This is a genomic window from Bradyrhizobium sp. GW821-FHT13H05 (assembly GCF_058804065.1).
In genome coordinates, this window is the sequence record NZ_JBXAPO010000007.1 from 42317 (window position 1) to 60083 (window position 17767).

General features: G+C 65.0%; 20 protein-coding genes. 17 read left to right on the forward strand and 3 right to left on the reverse strand.

The annotated features are described in order from the left end of the window. Positions 1-56 precede the first annotated feature (56 nt). From rpsK to AC1RR3_RS21870, 6 genes are all read left to right on the forward strand, one after another. Entirely contained in the window at positions 57-446 is a 390-nt protein-coding gene (gene rpsK, locus AC1RR3_RS21845) for a 30S ribosomal protein S11 (RefSeq protein WP_007603045.1), read from the forward strand. Positions 447-558: 112 nt separating this feature from the next. Beyond that, the gene (locus AC1RR3_RS21850) at positions 559-1590 is read left to right on the forward strand and encodes a DNA-directed RNA polymerase subunit alpha (RefSeq protein ID WP_492825182.1); all 1032 of its coding nucleotides are present in this window, start codon (positions 559-561) and stop codon (positions 1588-1590) included. Positions 1591-1756: 166 nt separating this feature from the next. Beyond that, on the forward strand, positions 1757-2173 hold the full coding sequence (gene rplQ / locus AC1RR3_RS21855) for a 50S ribosomal protein L17 (protein WP_008136314.1): 417 nt from the start codon (positions 1757-1759) through the stop codon (positions 2171-2173). 119 nt (positions 2174-2292) lie between these two features. Then, positions 2293-3129, forward strand: a complete 837-nt coding sequence (locus AC1RR3_RS21860) for a c-type cytochrome (protein ID WP_492825183.1) — start codon at positions 2293-2295, stop codon at positions 3127-3129. Positions 3130-3210: 81 nt separating this feature from the next. Then, complete coding sequence (locus tag AC1RR3_RS21865; protein WP_492825184.1) at positions 3211-3999, forward strand: SDR family NAD(P)-dependent oxidoreductase; 789 nt, start codon at positions 3211-3213, stop codon at positions 3997-3999. A 9-nt stretch (positions 4000-4008) separates the two neighbouring features. After that, positions 4009-4305, forward strand: coding sequence for a DUF1330 domain-containing protein (locus AC1RR3_RS21870; protein WP_492825185.1), 297 nt, complete (start codon positions 4009-4011; stop codon positions 4303-4305). 140 nt (positions 4306-4445) lie between these two features. Here the strand turns inward: AC1RR3_RS21870 and AC1RR3_RS21875 are convergent, their stop codons facing one another. Continuing rightward, a complete protein-coding gene (locus tag AC1RR3_RS21875) occupies positions 4446-5459 on the reverse strand; it encodes a zinc-binding alcohol dehydrogenase family protein (RefSeq protein ID WP_492825186.1) in 1014 nt (337 codons plus the stop codon). A 137-nt stretch (positions 5460-5596) separates the two neighbouring features. Here AC1RR3_RS21875 and AC1RR3_RS21880 point away from each other — a divergent pair, with 137 nt between their 5' ends. Then, the gene (locus AC1RR3_RS21880) at positions 5597-5977 is read left to right on the forward strand and encodes a winged helix-turn-helix transcriptional regulator (RefSeq protein WP_492825187.1); all 381 of its coding nucleotides are present in this window, start codon (positions 5597-5599) and stop codon (positions 5975-5977) included. 56 nt (positions 5978-6033) lie between these two features. Here AC1RR3_RS21880 and AC1RR3_RS21885 read toward each other — a convergent pair whose 3' ends face one another. Then, positions 6034-7665, reverse strand: a complete 1632-nt coding sequence (locus AC1RR3_RS21885; protein WP_492825188.1) for an OprO/OprP family phosphate-selective porin — start codon at positions 7663-7665, stop codon at positions 6034-6036. Between the two features lie 314 nt (positions 7666-7979). Here AC1RR3_RS21885 and AC1RR3_RS21890 point away from each other — a divergent pair, with 314 nt between their 5' ends. The 5 genes from AC1RR3_RS21890 to AC1RR3_RS21910 are packed head-to-tail and all read left to right on the forward strand — an operon-like array spanning position 7980 to position 12599. After that, positions 7980-9386, forward strand: coding sequence for a DegQ family serine endoprotease (locus AC1RR3_RS21890; protein ID WP_492825189.1), 1407 nt, complete (start codon positions 7980-7982; stop codon positions 9384-9386). Next, positions 9383-10717 (forward strand): replication-associated recombination protein A, encoded by a 1335-nt coding sequence (locus AC1RR3_RS21895; protein ID WP_492825190.1) that lies wholly within the window; start codon positions 9383-9385, stop codon positions 10715-10717. The genes AC1RR3_RS21890 and AC1RR3_RS21895 overlap by 4 nt, the downstream gene beginning before the upstream one ends. 56 nt (positions 10718-10773) lie before the next feature. After that, positions 10774-11058 carry a type II toxin-antitoxin system RelE/ParE family toxin gene (locus AC1RR3_RS21900; protein ID WP_492825191.1) on the forward strand — a complete coding sequence of 95 codons (285 nt, stop codon included), beginning with the start codon at positions 10774-10776 and terminating at the stop codon, positions 11056-11058. Between the two features lie 9 nt (positions 11059-11067). Continuing rightward, on the forward strand, positions 11068-11385 hold the full coding sequence (locus tag AC1RR3_RS21905; protein ID WP_492825192.1) for a HigA family addiction module antitoxin: 318 nt from the start codon (positions 11068-11070) through the stop codon (positions 11383-11385). Continuing rightward, a complete protein-coding gene (locus AC1RR3_RS21910) occupies positions 11382-12599 on the forward strand; it encodes an RluA family pseudouridine synthase (RefSeq protein ID WP_492825193.1) in 1218 nt (405 codons plus the stop codon). The genes AC1RR3_RS21905 and AC1RR3_RS21910 overlap by 4 nt, the downstream gene beginning before the upstream one ends. Positions 12600-12735: 136 nt before the next feature. Here the strand turns inward: AC1RR3_RS21910 and AC1RR3_RS21915 are convergent, their stop codons facing one another. Then, positions 12736-13182, reverse strand: a complete 447-nt coding sequence (locus AC1RR3_RS21915; protein ID WP_492825194.1) for a hypothetical protein — start codon at positions 13180-13182, stop codon at positions 12736-12738. Positions 13183-13257: 75 nt separating this feature from the next. On the opposite strand from AC1RR3_RS21915, the gene AC1RR3_RS21920 reads away from it, so the two are divergent. From AC1RR3_RS21920 to AC1RR3_RS21940, 5 genes are all read left to right on the forward strand, one after another. Next, positions 13258-14052: an ATP12 family chaperone protein gene (locus AC1RR3_RS21920; RefSeq protein ID WP_492825195.1), complete on the forward strand. Its 795-nt coding sequence runs from the start codon at positions 13258-13260 to the stop codon at positions 14050-14052. A 59-nt stretch (positions 14053-14111) separates the two neighbouring features. Continuing rightward, positions 14112-15737 carry a flagellar hook-length control protein FliK gene (fliK, locus tag AC1RR3_RS21925; RefSeq protein ID WP_492825196.1) on the forward strand — a complete coding sequence of 542 codons (1626 nt, stop codon included), beginning with the start codon at positions 14112-14114 and terminating at the stop codon, positions 15735-15737. Next, positions 15734-15997, forward strand: coding sequence for an EscU/YscU/HrcU family type III secretion system export apparatus switch protein (locus AC1RR3_RS21930; protein ID WP_279662161.1), 264 nt, complete (start codon positions 15734-15736; stop codon positions 15995-15997). Before fliK ends, AC1RR3_RS21930 begins: the two co-directional genes overlap by 4 nt. 34 nt (positions 15998-16031) lie before the next feature. Further along, the gene (gene blaOXA, locus AC1RR3_RS21935; protein WP_492825197.1) at positions 16032-16883 is read left to right on the forward strand and encodes a class D beta-lactamase; all 852 of its coding nucleotides are present in this window, start codon (positions 16032-16034) and stop codon (positions 16881-16883) included. 68 nt (positions 16884-16951) lie between these two features. Continuing rightward, the gene (locus AC1RR3_RS21940; protein WP_492825198.1) at positions 16952-17608 is read left to right on the forward strand and encodes a carboxymuconolactone decarboxylase family protein; all 657 of its coding nucleotides are present in this window, start codon (positions 16952-16954) and stop codon (positions 17606-17608) included. Positions 17609-17767: the final 159 nt, after the last annotated feature.

The following is a 17767-nucleotide window of genomic DNA, read 5'->3' on the forward strand; positions in this document are numbered from 1 at the left end:
ACAGGTGTAGCCGCTGGCATTACGGCGGCGTTTGAGATCTCCAGGAAAGGTAGTCAATGGGCAAGGAAGCCACCCGCGTTCGCCGTCGTGAGCGCAAGAACATCGCCTCCGGCGTTGCGCACGTGAACTCGTCGTTCAACAACACGACCATCACCATCACCGACGCGCAGGGCAACACGATTGCCTGGTCTTCCGCCGGCACGATGGGCTTCAAGGGCTCGCGCAAGTCGACCCCGTACGCCGCGCAGGTTGCCGCCGAAGACGTGTCGAAGAAGGCGCAGGAGCACGGCATGCGCACGCTGGAAGTCGAAGTCGCCGGTCCCGGTTCGGGTCGCGAATCGGCGCTCCGCGCGCTCCAGGCCGCGGGCTTCACCGTCACCTCGATCCGTGACGTGACCACGATCCCGCACAACGGTTGCCGTCCCCGCAAGCGTCGGCGCGTTTGATACCAGGTTGCGGGCGCATCGGCGCCCGCAATGACTTTTCTAAGAAGCCGTGGGAATGATCCGCGGCCTTTCTCCAACGCCAGTGTCTGCAACGGCAGTTCGACTGGCCTGTATGGGTGAAACAGTGACGATCCAGAAAAATTGGCAAGAACTGATTCGGCCGAACAAGCTCCAGGTACAGCCCGGCAGCGATCCGGCCCGTTTTGCGACCATTGTCGCCGAGCCGCTCGAGCGTGGCTTCGGCCAGACCCTCGGCAACGCGCTGCGCCGCATCCTGCTCTCCTCGCTCCAGGGCGCGGCGGTGCAGTCGGTGCACATCGACGGCGTGCTGCACGAGTTCTCCTCGATCGCGGGCGTCCGTGAGGACGTCACCGACATCGTGCTCAACATCAAGGACATCTCGATCAAGATGCAGGGCGAAGGCCCCAAGCGCATGGTCGTGAAGAAGCAAGGCCCGGGCGTCGTCACCGCCGGCGACATTCAGACCGTTGGCGACGTCGTCGTGCTCAACCCGGACCTCCAGATATGCACGCTCGACGAGGGCGCCGAGATCCGCATGGAGTTCACGGTCGCGACCGGCAAGGGCTACGTGCCCGCCGAGCGCAATCGTCCCGAGGACGCGCCGATCGGCCTGATCCCGGTCGACAGCCTGTACTCGCCGGTCCGCAAGGTCTCCTACAAGGTCGAGAACACCCGCGAGGGCCAGATCCTCGACTACGACAAGCTGACCATGACGATCGAAACCAACGGCGCGCTGACGCCGGATGATTCCGTGGCCTATGCCGCGCGCATCCTCCAGGACCAGCTCAACGTGTTCGTCAACTTCGAAGAGCCGCGCAAGGAAGTTGCCCAGGAGATCATCCCGGACCTCGCCTTCAACCCGGCCTTCCTCAAGAAGGTGGACGAGCTCGAGCTGTCGGTGCGTTCGGCCAACTGCTTGAAGAACGACAACATCGTCTACATCGGCGACCTCGTGCAGAAGTCGGAAGCGGAAATGCTCCGCACCCCGAACTTTGGCCGCAAGTCGCTGAACGAGATCAAGGAAGTGCTGGCCCAGATGGGTCTGCATCTCGGCATGGAAGTGCCGGGCTGGCCGCCGGAGAACATCGACGAGCTCGCCAAGCGCTTCGAGGATCACTACTGAGAATTCGTCGTTCCGGGGCGATGCGCCAGCATCGAACCCGGAACTTCGAGATTCCGGGTTCGGCTCTGCGAGCCGCCCCGGAATGACGACCGGGCGAACGCAGGCGGCCCACCTGAGCAACATGTCCGACGAACCGTCGCGGCAGTTTTAAGTAAGGACTACACACATGCGTCACGGCAAGGTTCATCGGAAGCTCAACCGCACCGCCGAGCATCGCCGCGCGATGTTCGCCAACATGTGCGCCGCGCTGATCAAGCACGAGCAGATCGTCACCACGCTCCCGAAGGCGAAGGAATTGCGCCCGATCGTGGAGAAGCTGATCACCCTCGGCAAGAAGGGCGGGCTGGCCATGCGTCGCCAGGCCATCTCCGAGATGCGCGACAAGGATCAGGTCAAGAAGCTGTTCGACACCCTCGCGCCCCGTTACAAGGACCGCCAGGGCGGCTACACCCGCATCATCAAGGCGGGCTTCCGCTACGGCGACAACGCCGCGATGGCCGTGATCGAGTTCGTCGATCGCGACGTCGATGCCAAGGGCCAGGACTCCGGCCCGGTGCAGGAGAAGGAAGCCGAGGCGGCGTAAGCCGACCGGTAGAGAGTTTTTAGAAAGCGGCGCCCCTGGGCGCCGCTTTTTTGTATGGCGCGGCGACATCTCATGCAGCGCATCGTTTTTGTTGAACGCGATTCCGGGCGGGGGCTCTCATGAGGATTGTGTTTGGGATTGCGCTGGCGCTGCTGACGTCGCCAGCCTTTGGTGAGACGCTGGTCGAGCGCGGCGCCTATCTCGTCAACAGCGTGATGGTCTGTCACAACTGCCACACGCCGCGCGGGCCGCAAGGGCTGGACCTCTCGCGCGCGCTGTCGGGTGGACAGACCTTTGACGAGCCCGCCTTCAAGGTCACCGGCTCCAACATCACGCCGGACAAGGAGACCGGCATCGGCGATTGGAGCGATGCCGAACTGAAGCGGTTTCTGGTCAGCGGCATCAGGCCGAACGGCACCAAGGCCGCGCCGATCATGCCGACCGAATTCTACACGGTGCTCACCACCCGTGATCTCGATGCGCTCGCGGCCTACCTGCGATCGGTGCCGTCAGTGCGCCACGAAACGCCGGCGCCGGAATACAGGATCGCGCTGAAGCCGGAGGTACCGACCTATGCCGGCAAACAGGCGAGCGAGGCTGAGCTGTCCGACAAGCTCGGCCGTGGCCGCTACCTCCTGACCATCGCCCATTGCCTGGAATGCCACACGCCGGAGGGCCCGTCCGCGGTGCACGATTTCGCCGCAGCAAGCGGCAAGGGCGGCAGGACATTCAAGGGACCGTGGGGCGAGTCCGTCTCTGCCAACATCACCGCGGATTCCGCAACCGGCCTCGGCCAGTGGAGCGACGACGAAATCAAACGTGCGATTACGCAAGGCATCGCCCGCGATGGCCACAAGCTCAAGCCGCCGATGGCCTATGCTGCCTACGCCACCATGACGGCGCAGGATCTCGATGCCATCGTCTCTTTTCTCAGGACGCTACCACCGAGAAATTGAATCCTCACGCGTCGGTGAGAGGCGGTTGAAGCCGCGTTTGCAGCGCACGATATCTCCGCCAGCACTCAATGGAGACGACGCATGAAGATCGACCTTTCCGGAAAGACCGCCCTCGTGACCGGCTCGACCGCCGGCATCGGCCATGCCATCGCTAAGGGCCTTGCGGGTTCGGGCGCCAGCGTCGTGATCAACGGCCGCGGCCAGGACAAGGTCGATGCCGCCGTGCGCAAGCTGGAAGCGGCCGGCGCCAAGGTGCGCGGCATCGCCGCCGATGTCTCGACCGCTGCGGGCTGCAAGGCGCTGGTCGCGGCGCTGCCGGAGGTCGACATTCTCATCAACAACGCCGGCATCTTCGAGCCGAAGGATTTCTTCGACATTCCGGACGAGGACTGGACGCGCTTCTTCGAGGTCAACGTGATGAGCGGCGTGCGGCTGTCGCGCGCGTACATGCAGGGCATGCTCAAGCGCAATTGGGGCCGCATCGTCTTCATCTCCTCGGAATCCGGCCTCAACATTCCCGTCGAGATGATCCACTACGGGATGAGCAAGACGGCCCAGCTCTCGGTCTCGCGGGGCATCGCGCAGCTCACCCGCGGCACCGGCGTGACCGTCAACTCCGTGCTGCCGGGGCCGACCATGTCGGAGGGCGTCGAGACCTTCGTGAAGGATCTCGCGAAGCAAAACGGACAGTCGGTGGACGAGGTTGCCGCCAATTTCGTCAAGCAGCATCGTCCGAGCTCGCTGATCCAGCGCTTCGCCAGCGTCGACGAGATCGCCAACATGGTGGTCTATGTTTCGTCGAAGGAAGCGTCCGCGACCAACGGGGCGGCGTTGCGGGCCGAGGGCGGCATCGTCAATACGATTGCCTGAGGCCGGCCCATGTCGGCCTACGTAATCTCCGAGGTCGAGGTGCGCGATCAAGCCGCGATGGAGGGCTATCGTGCGCTGGCGGCCCAAACCATCGCCCAATATGGCGGTCGCTACCTCGCGCGCGGCGGTGCGGCTGAAATCGTGGAGGGCGGCCCGCCAGCGAAGACCATCATCATCGTGGAGTTTCCCTCGATGGCCCGGGCGCGCGAATGGTACGCGTCGGTCGAATATGCCGAGGCGTTGAAGCTGCGGCAGACGGCGCTGGAGCGGCGGCTGATGTTCGTCGAGGGCGTGGCGGAGCCGTAACTGCCGTAGGGTTGGCAAAGCGACTTGTCCGCCGTAGCTCGAAGAGCGAAGGCGGAAGCGTGCCCACCACTTCTGTTGTAGCCGTCGAGCGATGGTGGGCACGGCGCAAGGGCGCCTTTGCCCGCCCTACGGGCTCTTCGTTACCACCCCTCCAGCACGATCTTGCCGCGCGACTTGCCGCTCTCGAGCAGCGCGTGAGCGCGCTTGAGGTTGGCGGCGTTGATCGTGCCGAAGGTCTGGTCGAGCGTGGTGCGCAAGACGCCCTTGTCGATGAGGTCGGCGACGTCGTTGAGCAACTGATGCTGCGCGATCATGTCCGGTGTCTGGAACGAGGAGCGCGTGAACATCGATTCCCAGTGCACCGAGATCGCCTTGCCCTTGAACGCGCTCACCGCGAACTCCGGCGGATCGTCGATCAGGCCGAACTTGCCCTGCGGCGCCATGAAGTCCGCGATCGCCTTGTAGTGCTGGTCGGTGAAGGTGAGGCTCGCCACCAGCGCGACCGGCGGCAGCTTGAGCTTCTCGATCTGCTCCTTCATCGGTTGGCCGTGGTCGATCACCGCATGCGCGCCGAGATCGAGGCACCATTTTTTCGATTCCGGCCGCGTCGCGGTCGCTACCACCGTCAATCCGGTGAGGCGGCGGGCAAGCTGGATCAGGATCGAGCCGACGCCGCCGGCGCCGCCCATGATCAAGAGCGTGCGCGGATCGACGCTCTTGCCTGGCACGGCGCCGAGCCGGTCGAACAGCAACTCCCACGCGGTGATCGAGGTGAGGGGAAGGGCGGCGGCTTGCGCGAACGACAGGCTCTTCGGCTTGTTGCCGACGATGCGCTCGTCGACCAGGTGGAATTCGGAGTTGGTACCAGGACGCTGGATCGAGCCGGCGTAAAACACCTCGTCGCCCGGCTTGAACAGCGTGACGTCGGGGCCGACGGCATCGACCACGCCGGCCGCGTCATAGCCGAGGATCTTGGTCTCGCCTTCGGGCGGGGCGGCGCGCTTGCGCATCTTGTAGTCGACCGGATTGGCCGAGATCGCCTTCACGGCGACGCGGATGTCGCGTCCCTTGGGCTCGGGCTTTGCGGTTTCGAAATCGATCAGTGAATTCGCATCCTCGATCGGAAGCGACTTCTTGTAGCCGATGGCTTTCATGGCTTGTCTTCTCCATCAGTTGGCGCACAGCTGGTGATGCGCGCCCCGCCGCTGTAACTGTCCCGCTAGCGCCCATTTGGCAAGTACTGTAAATTCGGGGATATAGTCCCTGTTTGGATACTAATGGAAAAATATGCATGAAGCGGCGAGATTTTACCCGGCGTCCCGGCTGCTCGGTTGAGGCGACGCTGGATCTGATCGACGGCAAGTGGAAGGGCGTGATCCTCTACCACCTCCAGGACGGCACCCAGCGCTTTGGCGAGCTGCGCCGCCGGATGCCCGGCATCACCCAGCGCATGCTGACAAAACAGCTTCGCGCGCTGGAGGAGGACAAGCTCGTCATCCGCAAGGTCTATGCCGAGGTGCCGCCGCGCGTGGAGTATTGCCTCTCCGAGCTCGGCGAGAGCCTGCGGCCGGTGATCGACATTTTGAAGGCTTGGGGCGAGAGCCACCAGCAGCGGCTGTCCTGCGCGCCGCCGCCGGCGGTGGTTGTGAAGAAGCCAAAGCGCGCGGCCTGATTTCAAGTCGCGGTCCCGGGTTCGCGCTTGCGCGCGCCCCGGGACGACGAGTGTGCTCAGAATGCGAATTGCGTACGCAATGCCACCGCATCGAACTTCGATCCGACGTCAGCTGCCGACACCGCTGAGGTCTGCTTCGACACCGTGCCATGCAGATAGTCGAGCATGAAACGGACATTGCCGTTGACGTACCAGTTGAGCGCGAGCGTGTAGACCGTCTGGCGTCCACCCGCGATGCCGGCGGCGGTCGCGAGCTGGTCGTTCAGATCGATGGTGGAGTAGCGGCCGGCGATCTCCCAGGCACCCCAGCCACCGCCGGCGAGTGAGAACGGGTGATCGGGCTTGACGCCGCCATAGGCGGCATTGGCCGGATTGTACTTGCGGGATTCACCGGTCAAAACGTAGGCTGCTTGTGCGTAGCCACCCTGGAATTTCAGGCTCGACGTGCCGACAGGCGGCACGGCGGTATTCGCATTGCGCTCGATGTTGAACCAGTAATATTCGCCCTGGACCCAGAGCGATCCGTAGGTGGCTGCGGCTTCGACGCCATAGACCTGCGCGCCCGACACATTTGCGATGGCTCCGGTCGAGATCAGGGTCGTGGGGTCAATGCGCAGCTCGGGCCGATCGCTGAGCGTGAGCGTTTGCGTGTTCGCGACCAGATTGCGCGGCGGCTGGATCAGCCATTGGGCGTCGCCGCCGAGATGCACCGAGTAATCCTTGCCGCTGACAACCTGGCCCGCAACGCGCGCGGTCGCGCCGTATTGCTCGCTGGTCCCGGGAGGCGAAACGCTCGAGGCCGAGTGAATGGCACCCGTGGTCGGGCCGGTCACGTAAGCACCAGCGAAGAACACGTCGTTGTACCAGCGAGTGCCCACCGCAGAACGAAAGTCGCCGGCGGCGATATTTTGCGCGATGATGCCGACCGAGGCGCGTTCCATGAAGGCAATGTCGTTGGAGCTCGTGGACTCATCCATGGTCCAGGCGATATCCATCACGCCGGCATCGATCGCCATCTTGCCGCCGAACGGCTTCAGCCCCGTGTAGCTGATATACGCGTTCTCGATGCCGGATGTGCCGCCGCCGGGCAGGAAGCCGACGGGAGTAGCGCCGGCGGCTCCCGTACCGCCGAAGCCGTCAGACGAACCGCCGAAGTCGTAGACCAGCGCGAAATTCCAGTCTTCGAGGAACTTGCCGGCGATACCGATGCGCGCGCGACGCACGTTCTCGCCGCTGTCGAGTTTCTGCGGCACGGTGGCCGCCGTGTTGGGGCGGTAGTCGTAGCCGCCGACATCCCAATGCACGCGGCCGGTGATGGCGACGCAGTTGGCGCCATCGGCCGTGCAGATGGTCGGCCGGTTGTTCGGCATCGTTACGATCACGCCGGCTGGGGGCGCCGTGCCCTTGACCGGAAATGCCGCGTTGGCATTGGCGACGACCGCCTTCGCCTCCGAACGCGCCTCGGCCTTCGCTTCAGCCTTGGCCTCGGCTTTGGTCTTCGCCGCGGCCGCCGTGTTCGCCGCGGTCTGGCTCTGCAGCTTGTCGAGCTTCTGCTCCAGCATCTTCAACTGCTGCTTCAGCAGCGCGATCTCCTGTTCGCTGCTGCTTGCCGATTGAGCCTGGGCCTGCGAGGCCACGAGCGCGCCGGCGAGACCAATCGCCGTGGCTGCTATTCTTGTCCTGCTCACGTTACGCCTCCATCGTTTGACCAACTTCCCCAAGTCGCGAACGGAGAGCCTAGGAATGATCGATGACTGCCCCGCGACGGCGCGCTCCGGTTGTGCGGTTCCCACTGATGTAAATTCGCAGCAACCGAATCCGCCACGGGATAGAATGCTGGATGATGAGCGTCATGCCAATCTGTGGCGCCAGGCGGCTTGTGATTTCGCACGGAGGGATTGCATTCCGGAGACACCCGGAAGGGGGTGAATATTGCCGTCTGCCGCCCTTCTATTGGGGGGCGAACGCGCCTATATTCCGGCGTCTTTTCCGAGAGGTAGGAATGTTTCGATCGACCTGGACCGCCGCCGTCACGGCATTGTGCATAGGCTTTTCGGCCCACTTCAATCCGGCTGCGGCGCAGGACCGTCGCGTCCCGTCCTCGCCGGCCGAGCTGCGGCTGTCCTATGCACCAATCGTGCAGCGGGTGCAGCCGGCGGTCGTCAACGTCTATGCCGCCAAGGTGGTGCAGAACCGCAATCCGCTGCTCGATGACCCGATCTTCCGCCGTTTCTTCGGCGTGCCGGGCCAGCAGCCCGAGCAGATGCAGCGCTCGCTGGGCTCCGGCGTCATCGTCGATGCCGCCGGCCTCGTCGTCACCAACGTCCACGTCATCGAGGGCGCAGACCAGGTCAAGGTGTCGCTGTCGGACAAGCGCGAGTTCGAGGCCGAGATCCTGCTCAAGGACCCGCGCACGGATCTGGCCGTGCTGCGGCTGAAGGACACCAAGGAGAAATTCCCGACCCTGGACTTCACCAATTCCGACGAGCTGCTGGTCGGCGATGTCGTGCTCGCGATCGGCAATCCTTTCGGCGTCGGCCAGACCGTGACCCACGGCATCATCTCGGCGCTGGCGCGCACGCAAGTCGGCATCACCGACTACCAGTTCTTCATCCAGACCGACGCGGCAATCAATCCCGGCAATTCCGGCGGTGCGCTGGTCGACATGAGCGGCAAGCTTGCCGGCATCAACACTGCGATCTATTCGCGCTCCGGCGGCTCGCAGGGCATCGGCTTTGCGATTCCCGCCAATATGGTGCGCGTCGTGGTCGCCTCCGCCAAGGGCGGCGGCAAGGCGGTGAAGCGTCCCTGGCTGGGGGCGAAGCTGCAGGCGGTGACGCCGGAGATCGCCGAGAGCCTTGGCCTGCGCTCGCCGACCGGCGCGCTGGTCGCGAGCGTGGTCTCGAATAGCCCCGCGGCGAAGGCCGGCCTGAAGTCCTCCGACCTCATCACCGGGATTGACGGCCAGACCGTCGATGATCCCAATGCCTTCGACTACCGCTTCGCGACGCGGCCGCTCGGCGGAACCGCGCTGATCGACGTGCAGCGCGGCGGCAAGCCGGCCAAGGTGACGATTGCGCTGGAGACCGCGCCCGACACCGGTCGCAACGAGCTCGTCATCACCGCGCGTTCGCCGTTCCAGGGTGCGAAGGTCTCGACCATCACGCCGGCGGTTGCCGACGAGCTGCATCTGGACGCCGACACCGAAGGCGTGGTGATCGCCGATCTCGGCGGCGACAGCGCGGCTGCCAATGTCGGCTTCCAGAAGGGCGACATCATTTTGGCCGTCAACAACCAGAAGATCAGCAAGACCGGCGACCTCGAGAAGGCCGCAGGCGAGCGCCCGCGGATATGGCGCATCACGCTGGTGCGCGGCGGCCAGCAGATCAACGTCACGCTGGGCGGATGAGTTCGAAGCGACCACAGGAGACGCCAACTCTCTTTGCCGCGGCGGGGCTCGATCACGAGGCACCGCATCCGCTGCCGGACCGGCTGCGTCCGCGTGCGCTGTCGGAGGTCGTCGGCCAGGATCACATCCTCGGTCCCGACGGCGCGCTGACGCGCATGCTGGAGACGCGCACGCTGGGCTCGCTGGTGTTCTGGGGGCCGCCCGGCACCGGCAAGACCACGGTGGCGCGGCTGCTGGCGGACGCTACCGATTTGCATTTCGAGCAGATCTCCGCGGTGTTCTCCGGCGTCGCCGACCTGAAGAAGGCGTTCGACGCCGCGCGCGCCCGCCGCGAGATGGGCAAGGGCACGCTGCTGTTCGTCGACGAGGTGCATCGCTTCAACCGCGCCCAGCAGGATTCGTTTCTTCCGGTGATGGAAGACGGCACGGTGGTGATGGTCGGCGCCACCACCGAAAACCCGTCCTTCGAGCTCAACGCGGCGCTTTTGTCGCGTGCCCGCGTGCTGGTGTTTCGCTCGCTCGACGCCGCCGCGATCGAAAAGCTGTTCGCGCATGCCGAGGAGGTCGAGGGCAAGAAGCTGCCGCTCGATGCCGAGGCGCGCGCCGTGCTGGTGCGCATGGCCGACGGCGACGGAAGGGCATCGCTAACGCTCGCCGAAGAGGTCTGGCGTTCGGCCCGCGCTGACGAGATTTTCAACGCCGCGCAGTTGCAGGATATCCTGCAACGCAGGGCGCCGATCTACGACAAGTCCGCCGACGGCCATTACAACCTGATCTCGGCGTTGCATAAATCGGTGCGCGGCTCCGATCCCGATGCCGCGCTGTATTATCTCTGCCGCATGCTGGACGCCGGCGAGGACCCGCTGTTCCTGGCCCGCCGCGTCGTGCGCATGGCGGTCGAGGACATCGGCCTTGCCGATCCGCAGGCGCTCGTCATCGCCAATGCCGCCAAGGATGCTTTCGACTTTCTCGGCCACCCCGAGGGCGAACTCGCCGTCGCGCAAGCCGTTGTGTATCTCGCCACTGCGCCGAAATCGAACGCGGTCTACACCGCCTTCAAGGCCGCCATGCAGACGGCCAAGCACGCCGGCTCGCTGCTGCCGCCAAAGCATATCCTCAATTCCCCGACCAAGCTGATGAAGTCGGAGGGCTACGGCGCAGCTTACGAATACGACCACGATGCCCCCGACGCTTTTTCGGGGCAGGACTACTTTCCGGAAGCCCTGGGCCGCCAGACCTTCTACGACCCGCCAGAGCGTGGTTTCGAGCGGGAGATCAGGAAGCGGCTGGATTATTGGGCGAAGCTGCGCAAGGAGCGGGGCGGGAAGTAGCTCCTCCAATCGAATTTACTATTTACGTAACTCGTAAATCTTGCTATTGCTCAGGCATGATCGTCAGCTACCGCGACAAGCGCACCGAGCGATTTGCCGCCGGCCAGCACGTCAAGGAATTCTCGGGATTTGCCCGCCAAGCAGAGACGCGCCTTGATCGATTGGACGCTGCCACGAGTTTAGCCGATTTGGCGGCATTGCCCGGTAATCGACTGGAAGCTTTGAAGGGCGATCGTGCAGGACAATTCTCGATCCGGATCAACGATCAATGGCGGATCTGCTTCAGTTGGCCGGAGGGATCGCCTGGCCCAACCGAGGCAGAGATCGTCGACTATCACTGAAGGAAGCTTATGCCCCGTACACCTATTCATCCCGGCGAGCATCTTGCCGAAGAGCTGCGAGAACTAGGCATCACTGCCGCGGAGCTGTCGCGTCAGATCGACGTGCCGGTCAATCGCATTACCGGCATTATCAACGGGCAGCGCGGCATCACCGCTGACACTGCTCTGCGTCTGGGTCACTGGTTCGGTACGAGCCCGCAATTCTGGATGAACCTGCAACAGCAATATGAGCTGCGGCTCGCGGAAAAAGAGGTGGGGGCGCAGGTTGCGTCGCTGCCGCGACGGTCCACGCTGCAGTCGACACGAAAGCTTGGAAAAACTGCATGAGCCGCCGTATCAAGAGAATGAACCCAAAGCCCCGTTCGCGTGACGAGCGCGATGAGTCACGTCCGTTCAAGGCGCGGACTGCGAAGAAGGCGGGGCCACGACCGGCAGGCAAGCTGGGTGCGAAGCCGCCACGCTTTGCGGCCGAGCGCGCCGAGCGGCGTCCGCCCAAAGCTGCTGCGCCGGAAACGTCTGCGCCGCCCAAACCCGTCGAGGCGCTGCTGCCGACCAAGGTGCAGACCGTCAAGGTGACGGCCGACGAGAACAACATGCGCGTCGACCGTTTCCTCGAAGCGCGCTTTCCCGGCCTGTCGTTCTCCCACATCCAGCGCGTCGTCCGCAAAGGCGAGCTGCGCGTCGACGGCAAGCGCGTCGACAGCAAGGACCGGCTGGAGGAGGGCCAGAGCGTCCGTATTCCGCCGCTGAAGCTCGATACGCCGAAGGCCGTCAGCGAGCTCTCGGAAGCCGCGCAGAAGACGCTTGCCGCGCTGAAGGAGATGACGATCTACGAGGACGACGACGTCCTCGTGCTGAACAAGCCGTTCGGGCTTGCGGTGCAGGGCGGCTCCGGCACGACGCGCCACATCGATCAGATGCTGGAGGTGATGCGCGACTCCAAGGGGCAGAAGCCGCGGCTTGTGCACCGGATCGACAAGGATACGTCCGGCTGCCTGCTCATCGCGAAGACACGGTTCGCGGCTTCACACCTGACCGGCGCGTTCCGCTCGCGGTCGGCGCGCAAAACCTATTGGGCGCTGGTGCCGGGCCTGCCGAAGCCGAAGCAGGGCCGCATCTCGACCTTCCTTGCGAAGGAAGAGAGCGAGGACGACACCATCATGCGCATCGCCCAGCACGGCGACGAGGGCGCCAGCCACGCGGTGACCTACTACGCGGTGGTCGAGACCGCCGGCAACAAGCTGACCTGGGTATCGCTGAAGCCGGTGACGGGACGCACCCACCAGCTGCGCGCGCACATGGAGCATATCGGCCATCCCATCGTCGGCGATCCCAAATATTTCAACATCGAGAACTGGCAGCTGCCGGGCGGCCTGCAAAACCGGCTGCATCTGCTCGCACGCCGCATCGTCATTCCGCATCCGCGCGGCGGCGTGATCGACGCCACCGCGCCTTTGCCGCAGCACATGCAGCAGTCGTGGAATCTGCTCGGGCTCGATGCAAGCCGGTTCGATCCGATCGAGAACGCGCCGGAGGAGTAGGGGGCGAGCCCGGCTATTGGCCCCGTCATTGCGAGGAGCCCTTGCGACGAAGCAATCCAGACTGTCTCCGCAGATACATTCTGGATTGCTTCGCTACGCTCGCAATGACGGTGTGGAGGCAGCTGTGGCTGCGCCCTCAATTCCGAAACTGCTCCAGAAACATCCGCAAGCTATCATGTGGGCTCTCGACATCGGCGATCAGCCAGCCCTCGGGCCCGTTGACCAGCACGAAGTTCAGCGTCACCCGGCGGCCGTGATTGTCGAAATTCGCCGCGACATAGGTCTTGTCGTATTGCCTGCGGACGACCGCGATCGCGACCGGGCCGAGCTTCCAGTTCGGGCTTTGCACCAGGAAGTCGTAGGGCTCCGCCCTTGGCGCGGACCACACCTTGCGCAGGCTGGAGTCGAAGAATTGCCGGGCGGTCACGGCATCGCGCGGCAGGCCTTTTGACAGTTCCGGCGCGCCCGTTCCGTAATAGGCGTAGACGTTGCGCACCAGCGATTCCGGGGTACGGAAGCCAGCCTCTGCCGCGGCCAGCCAAAGTCCCGCAAACAGGGCCACAATGCCCGCAAGTTCCCTCATGCCTGCCGCTCGCTTTATCGGGCGCCGGTCTTATCGTACAAGCCTAGCACCGAGCGAGTAGGGCCGAAAACTGACATGCGCGAATTGTTCGACGAGGCTGCGGGGCAACCCCCGCGCGATCCACGGGAATCGATCCGCCAGGCCGCGCGCGCACCGCTGCGCAAGCGCTTCTACAAGGAGGCGGGCGTCACCGAGGCCGAGGGCGGCTTTGCCATCACGCTCGACGGCAAGGCGATCCGTACGCCCTCCGGCCGCCAGGTGGTGATCCCTTCGCGCGCGCTGGCCGAAGCGGTCGCCGCCGAATGGGCGGCCCAGGGCGAGACCATCGATCCCGTGACCATGTCGCTGACGCGGATCGCCAACAGCGTGGTGGAGGGCGTCGTCGACCGTGTCGAGCTCGTAGTCGAGGATCTCGCAAAATACTTCGAGTCCGACCTGCTGTTCTATCGCGCCGGTCATCCCGAGGGGCTGGTCGCCCGCGAAGCCGCACATTGGGACCCCGTGCTGTTCTGGGCCGCGGAGACGCTGGGGGCGCATTTCATCCTGTCCGAAGGCGTCATGCATGTGAAGCAGCCGGACGAGGCGCTCCAGGCCGCCCGCGCTGCACTGCCCGGGGATGCCTGGTCGGTCGCGGCGCTCCATGTGGTGACGACCCTGACCGGCTCGGCGCTGCTGGCGCTGGCGCTGGCCCACGGCGTGCGTGATGCCGGCCAGGTCTGGGACGCCGCTCATGTCGACGAGGACTGGAACATCGAGAAATGGGGCGTGGACGAGGAGGCGGCCGCCCGCCGCGCCGCCCGCTTGAAGGATTTTCAGGCCGCCGTGGCGGTTTTAGCCGCGGTGAAGCCACAAGCGGCCAAAGGTCCTTAACGAGAGGTTTACGAGGGCGGCCTTAGGGTGGGGACCAGCGTTCCCAGGGCCCCCTTGAGATGCCGACGCCGATAAGCTCGATCGTTCCCGTCAGTGCTGCCAGCCCCGTGGCTGATGCGGTGACGCCCGATCTCGTGCTTCAGGCAGGCAGCGTCGTCGACGCCAGGGTCGTCAGCGTCCTCGCCGACAATCTGGTGCGGATCGCGATCGCCAATTTGTCGATGGACGTGATGTCTGAAGTGTCGCTGACGCCGGGGCAGAACCTCCAGCTCGCGGTGTCGCAGAACGACGGCACCATCCGCCTCGCGGTCATGAACGGGGCAGGCGAGGCATCGGCGGATCAGATCACGCTGACGCCGGCCGCAGCCTCGCTGGTGGATAGTCCATCACTTGCGCCGTCCGCGACCGCGGCACGTAACACGCTGACGCCTTTGGAGCAGGTCGCCGTCACCGTCGCCTCGGCCGAAGCCGTGACCAAGCAGGGCAGCCAGGCGCCGCTGTTCGCCAATCTGGCGTCCGTCGTCACCGGCAGCGATCTGCCGGCGGGACTGAAGCAGGCGGTGCTGGACGTGCTGGCGCAGCAGACGCCGCTCAACCCCGGGCTTGATGGTGGCGATATCGAGTCCGCCTTCCAGAAGTCCGGCCTGTTTCTCGAAGCCTCTTTGGCCGCGGGTGCTACGCCATCCTCTGGCACGACGCCCGATCTGAAGGCGGCGCTGTTGGTGTTGCGCCAGACATTGACCACGCTCGAGACCGGCTTGCCGCAGGCGCCGGCGCAAGGCGTCGCGCAGCCGGCAAGCGCCGCGGCGACCCCGCAGACCGCAGCTTCCGCACTTCAGGCAGCGGGCGAGGCCGCTCAGGCGGCGCTGCCGTCGCCCGATACGGAGCTCGCCCAACAGGCGCAACTGCCGCGCGGCGCTGCGCTCGCAGCCGCCGTGCTGGCAGAGATGGCGGGTGGCGCTCCGCAGACCGCGGTGCCGCGCACCATGTCCGCCGGCCTTGCCGCGAGCCTTTTGCAAGAGGTCACGCAAAACCTGCCGCGCATGATCGGCAATGTACCGGGCTCCAACAAGGCCGTGCCGGATGGCCACCTCCTCGAGGCCGCCGCGCGCACGACGCCACCGCCGTTCCGCGGCGCGCTGCCGTCGCCGCAGTCGATCGCCTCGCCGTCGCTCGCGCCGGATACGCCGCTGGCTGCGACGGTGCACCGTCTGCTCGACGACACTGATGCCGCGATTGCGCGGCAGACGCTGCTCCAGGTCGCTTCGCTCCCCGATCGCACCGATGCCTCCGGCCATCGCATCGACTCCACCGTGCCGCAGTGGAATTTCGAGATTCCGTTCGCGACGCCGCAGGGCACCGCGATGGCGCAGTTCGAGATCTCGCGCGACGGCGGCAATGAGTCCTCCGATCCCGCCAAGCGCGCCTGGCGCGCGCGCTTCACGCTCAATGTCGAGCCGGCCGGCCCCGTCCATGCGCTGATCACGCTCAACGGCGACAAGACCTTTGTCCGGATGTGGGCGGAGCGGCCGGCGACCGCGCAGCAGCTGCGCGCCGGCATCGGCGAGCTCAGCCAGGCGATGACCAGGGCCGAACTCAAGCCCGGCGATATCGTCGTACGCGACGGCACACCGCCGCAACCGGCACCGGCCCGCGCCGGCCATTTTCTGGATCGCGCCACATGAGCGATCCCTCCAAGCTCGCTATCGCGCTGCACTACGAGAAGGGCAGCAACGCGCCTGTCGTCGTCGCCAAGGGCCGCGGCACGATTGGCGAAAAGATCGTCGAGATCGCCAAGGCCAACGACATCCCGATCGAGGAGAACGAGATTTTGGCCGGCGCGCTCTCCAAGGTCGAGCTTGGCGAGGAGATCCCGCCGGATCTCTACAAGGCCGTGGCCGAGGTGCTGGTGTTCGTGCTGCGGCTGTCGGGTCGGGGGCGCTGACGCGCTGTCATCGTTTCACCACGATGGCGGCTGCATGGTCGGCGCCAATTCCATCGCTCAACGGACATCGCCCGTGCTGACCCGCCGTTCCACTCTCGGCCTTCTCGCCGCAGCCACGATCCTGCCGCAGCGCGCGCTCGCCCACGTCGCGCCGCCGCGTAACGAGATCCGCGGCAGCCTGGCAAAACGCTTCACCGACCTCGGCACGTCAGGCACCTTCGTCGGCTACAAGGTCGAGGACTATCTGATTGTCGCCAGCGACAAGGAACGCTCCGGCGAAGCGAAGCTGCCGGCCTCGACCTTCAAGATCCCGAACTCGCTGATCGCGCTCGAGACCGGCGTCGTCTCTGACCCTGACAAGGACGTGTTTCCCTGGGACGGCGTGAAGCGCCCGATCGAGGCCTGGAACAAGGATCACACGCTGCGCAGCGCGATCGCGGTGAGTGCGGTGCCGGTCTATCAGGAGATCGCGCGTCGCATCGGCCAGGAGCGCATGCAGAAATATGTCGACCTGCTCGACTACGGCAATCGCGACATCGGCGGCGGCATCGACCAGTTCTGGCTCACCGGTGCCTTGCGCATCGATCCGGTCGAGCAGATCGATTTCGTCGACCGGCTGCGCCGCCGGGCGCTGCCGATTTCCAAACGCAGCCAGGATCTCGTGGCTGACATTTTGCCGGTGACCAAGGTCGGCGACAGCGTCATTCGCGCCAAGTCGGGCTTGACCGGACGGGAGCAGGGCTCGCTCGGCTGGATGGTCGGCTGGGCCGAGAAGGGCGAGGCGCACACCGTGTTCGCGCTCAACATGGATTGCCCCGAGCAGCGCCACATCGAGGCCCGCATGACGCTGACGCAAGCCTGCCTTGCCGAGATCGGCGCGGTCTAGCTGGCGCGCGCGAACCCGCTCGATTAGCATCCTCCCGACCAAGCAAAGAAAAAGGTCGGGAGGACATAATGAACTCAACGCCGCTCTGGCTGTCGTCGCTTACGCTCGCCGCCGCGGGCGGCTGGCTTGCCGCCACGATGTTTGCTGCGCCCGCCACCAGCAAGGAGCCGCGCTTTCCGCAGCTCACCATGGATCAGCTAGATGCCAAGCAGAAGCCGCTCGGCGAGCAGATCATGAAGGTGTCGAGCGTCGGCATCGGCGGGCCCTACAATCCGATGATCCGCAGCCCCGTGCTCGGCCAGCGCCTGTTCGACCTGTTCTACTATCTGCGCTGGGAAACCTCGGTCCCGACAAAACTCAACGAGTTTGCGATCCTGATCATCGGCCGGCAGTGGCGCTCGCAGGTGGAATGGTTCGCCCACGCGCCGCTCGCGGCCAAGGCGGGCCTGTCCGCCGACATCATCGCGGAGCTGAAGGCCAACAAGCGGCCGTCGAAGATGGCCGAGGATGAAGCGCTGGTCTACGACTTCGTCACCGAGATCACCACGACCAAAAAGGTCACCGACGAGACTTACGCGCGGGCCAAGAAGGTCTTCAACGACCAGCAGATCGTCGACCTCACCGCGGTATCAGGCAATTACGTGATGGTCGCGATGCTGCTCGCCATGGCCGAGGAGACGGTGCCGCCGGACAAGCAGGAGCCGTTCAAGGCGGGTGAGCCGTAGGGTTTGTCCTCGTTGTTGGGAGCGCAACTCTCACCACGTCATTGCGAGCGCAGCGAAGCAATCCAGAGTCCCTCCGCGGAACGATTCTGGGTTGCTTCGCTGCGCTCGCAATGACGGAGTATGTGGAGCTGGCATCGACTCTCATGTGCTCCTCATGGT

Bases quoted from the DNA above. Each gene is read 5' to 3' on its own strand.
- rpsK (WP_007603045.1), top strand. From the start codon at position 57: ATGGGCAAGGAAGCCACCCGCGTTCGCCGTCGTGAGCGCAAGAACATC.
- AC1RR3_RS21850 (WP_492825182.1), top strand. From the start codon at position 559: ATGGGTGAAACAGTGACGATCCAGAAAAATTGGCAAGAACTGATTCGG.
- rplQ (WP_008136314.1), top strand. From the start codon at position 1,757: ATGCGTCACGGCAAGGTTCATCGGAAGCTCAACCGCACCGCCGAGCAT.
- AC1RR3_RS21860 (WP_492825183.1), top strand. From the start codon at position 2,293: ATGAGGATTGTGTTTGGGATTGCGCTGGCGCTGCTGACGTCGCCAGCC.
- AC1RR3_RS21865 (WP_492825184.1), top strand. From the start codon at position 3,211: ATGAAGATCGACCTTTCCGGAAAGACCGCCCTCGTGACCGGCTCGACC.
- AC1RR3_RS21870 (WP_492825185.1), top strand. From the start codon at position 4,009: ATGTCGGCCTACGTAATCTCCGAGGTCGAGGTGCGCGATCAAGCCGCG.
- AC1RR3_RS21875 (WP_492825186.1), bottom strand. From the start codon at position 5,459: ATGAAAGCCATCGGCTACAAGAAGTCGCTTCCGATCGAGGATGCGAAT.
- AC1RR3_RS21880 (WP_492825187.1), top strand. From the start codon at position 5,597: ATGAAGCGGCGAGATTTTACCCGGCGTCCCGGCTGCTCGGTTGAGGCG.
- AC1RR3_RS21890 (WP_492825189.1), top strand. From the start codon at position 7,980: ATGTTTCGATCGACCTGGACCGCCGCCGTCACGGCATTGTGCATAGGC.
- AC1RR3_RS21895 (WP_492825190.1), top strand. From the start codon at position 9,383: ATGAGTTCGAAGCGACCACAGGAGACGCCAACTCTCTTTGCCGCGGCG.
- AC1RR3_RS21900 (WP_492825191.1), top strand. From the start codon at position 10,774: ATGATCGTCAGCTACCGCGACAAGCGCACCGAGCGATTTGCCGCCGGC.
- AC1RR3_RS21905 (WP_492825192.1), top strand. From the start codon at position 11,068: ATGCCCCGTACACCTATTCATCCCGGCGAGCATCTTGCCGAAGAGCTG.
- AC1RR3_RS21910 (WP_492825193.1), top strand. From the start codon at position 11,382: ATGAGCCGCCGTATCAAGAGAATGAACCCAAAGCCCCGTTCGCGTGAC.
- AC1RR3_RS21915 (WP_492825194.1), bottom strand. From the start codon at position 13,182: ATGAGGGAACTTGCGGGCATTGTGGCCCTGTTTGCGGGACTTTGGCTG.
- AC1RR3_RS21920 (WP_492825195.1), top strand. From the start codon at position 13,258: ATGCGCGAATTGTTCGACGAGGCTGCGGGGCAACCCCCGCGCGATCCA.
- fliK (WP_492825196.1), top strand. From the start codon at position 14,112: ATGCCGACGCCGATAAGCTCGATCGTTCCCGTCAGTGCTGCCAGCCCC.
- AC1RR3_RS21930 (WP_279662161.1), top strand. From the start codon at position 15,734: ATGAGCGATCCCTCCAAGCTCGCTATCGCGCTGCACTACGAGAAGGGC.
- blaOXA (WP_492825197.1), top strand. From the start codon at position 16,032: ATGGTCGGCGCCAATTCCATCGCTCAACGGACATCGCCCGTGCTGACC.
- AC1RR3_RS21940 (WP_492825198.1), top strand. From the start codon at position 16,952: ATGAACTCAACGCCGCTCTGGCTGTCGTCGCTTACGCTCGCCGCCGCG.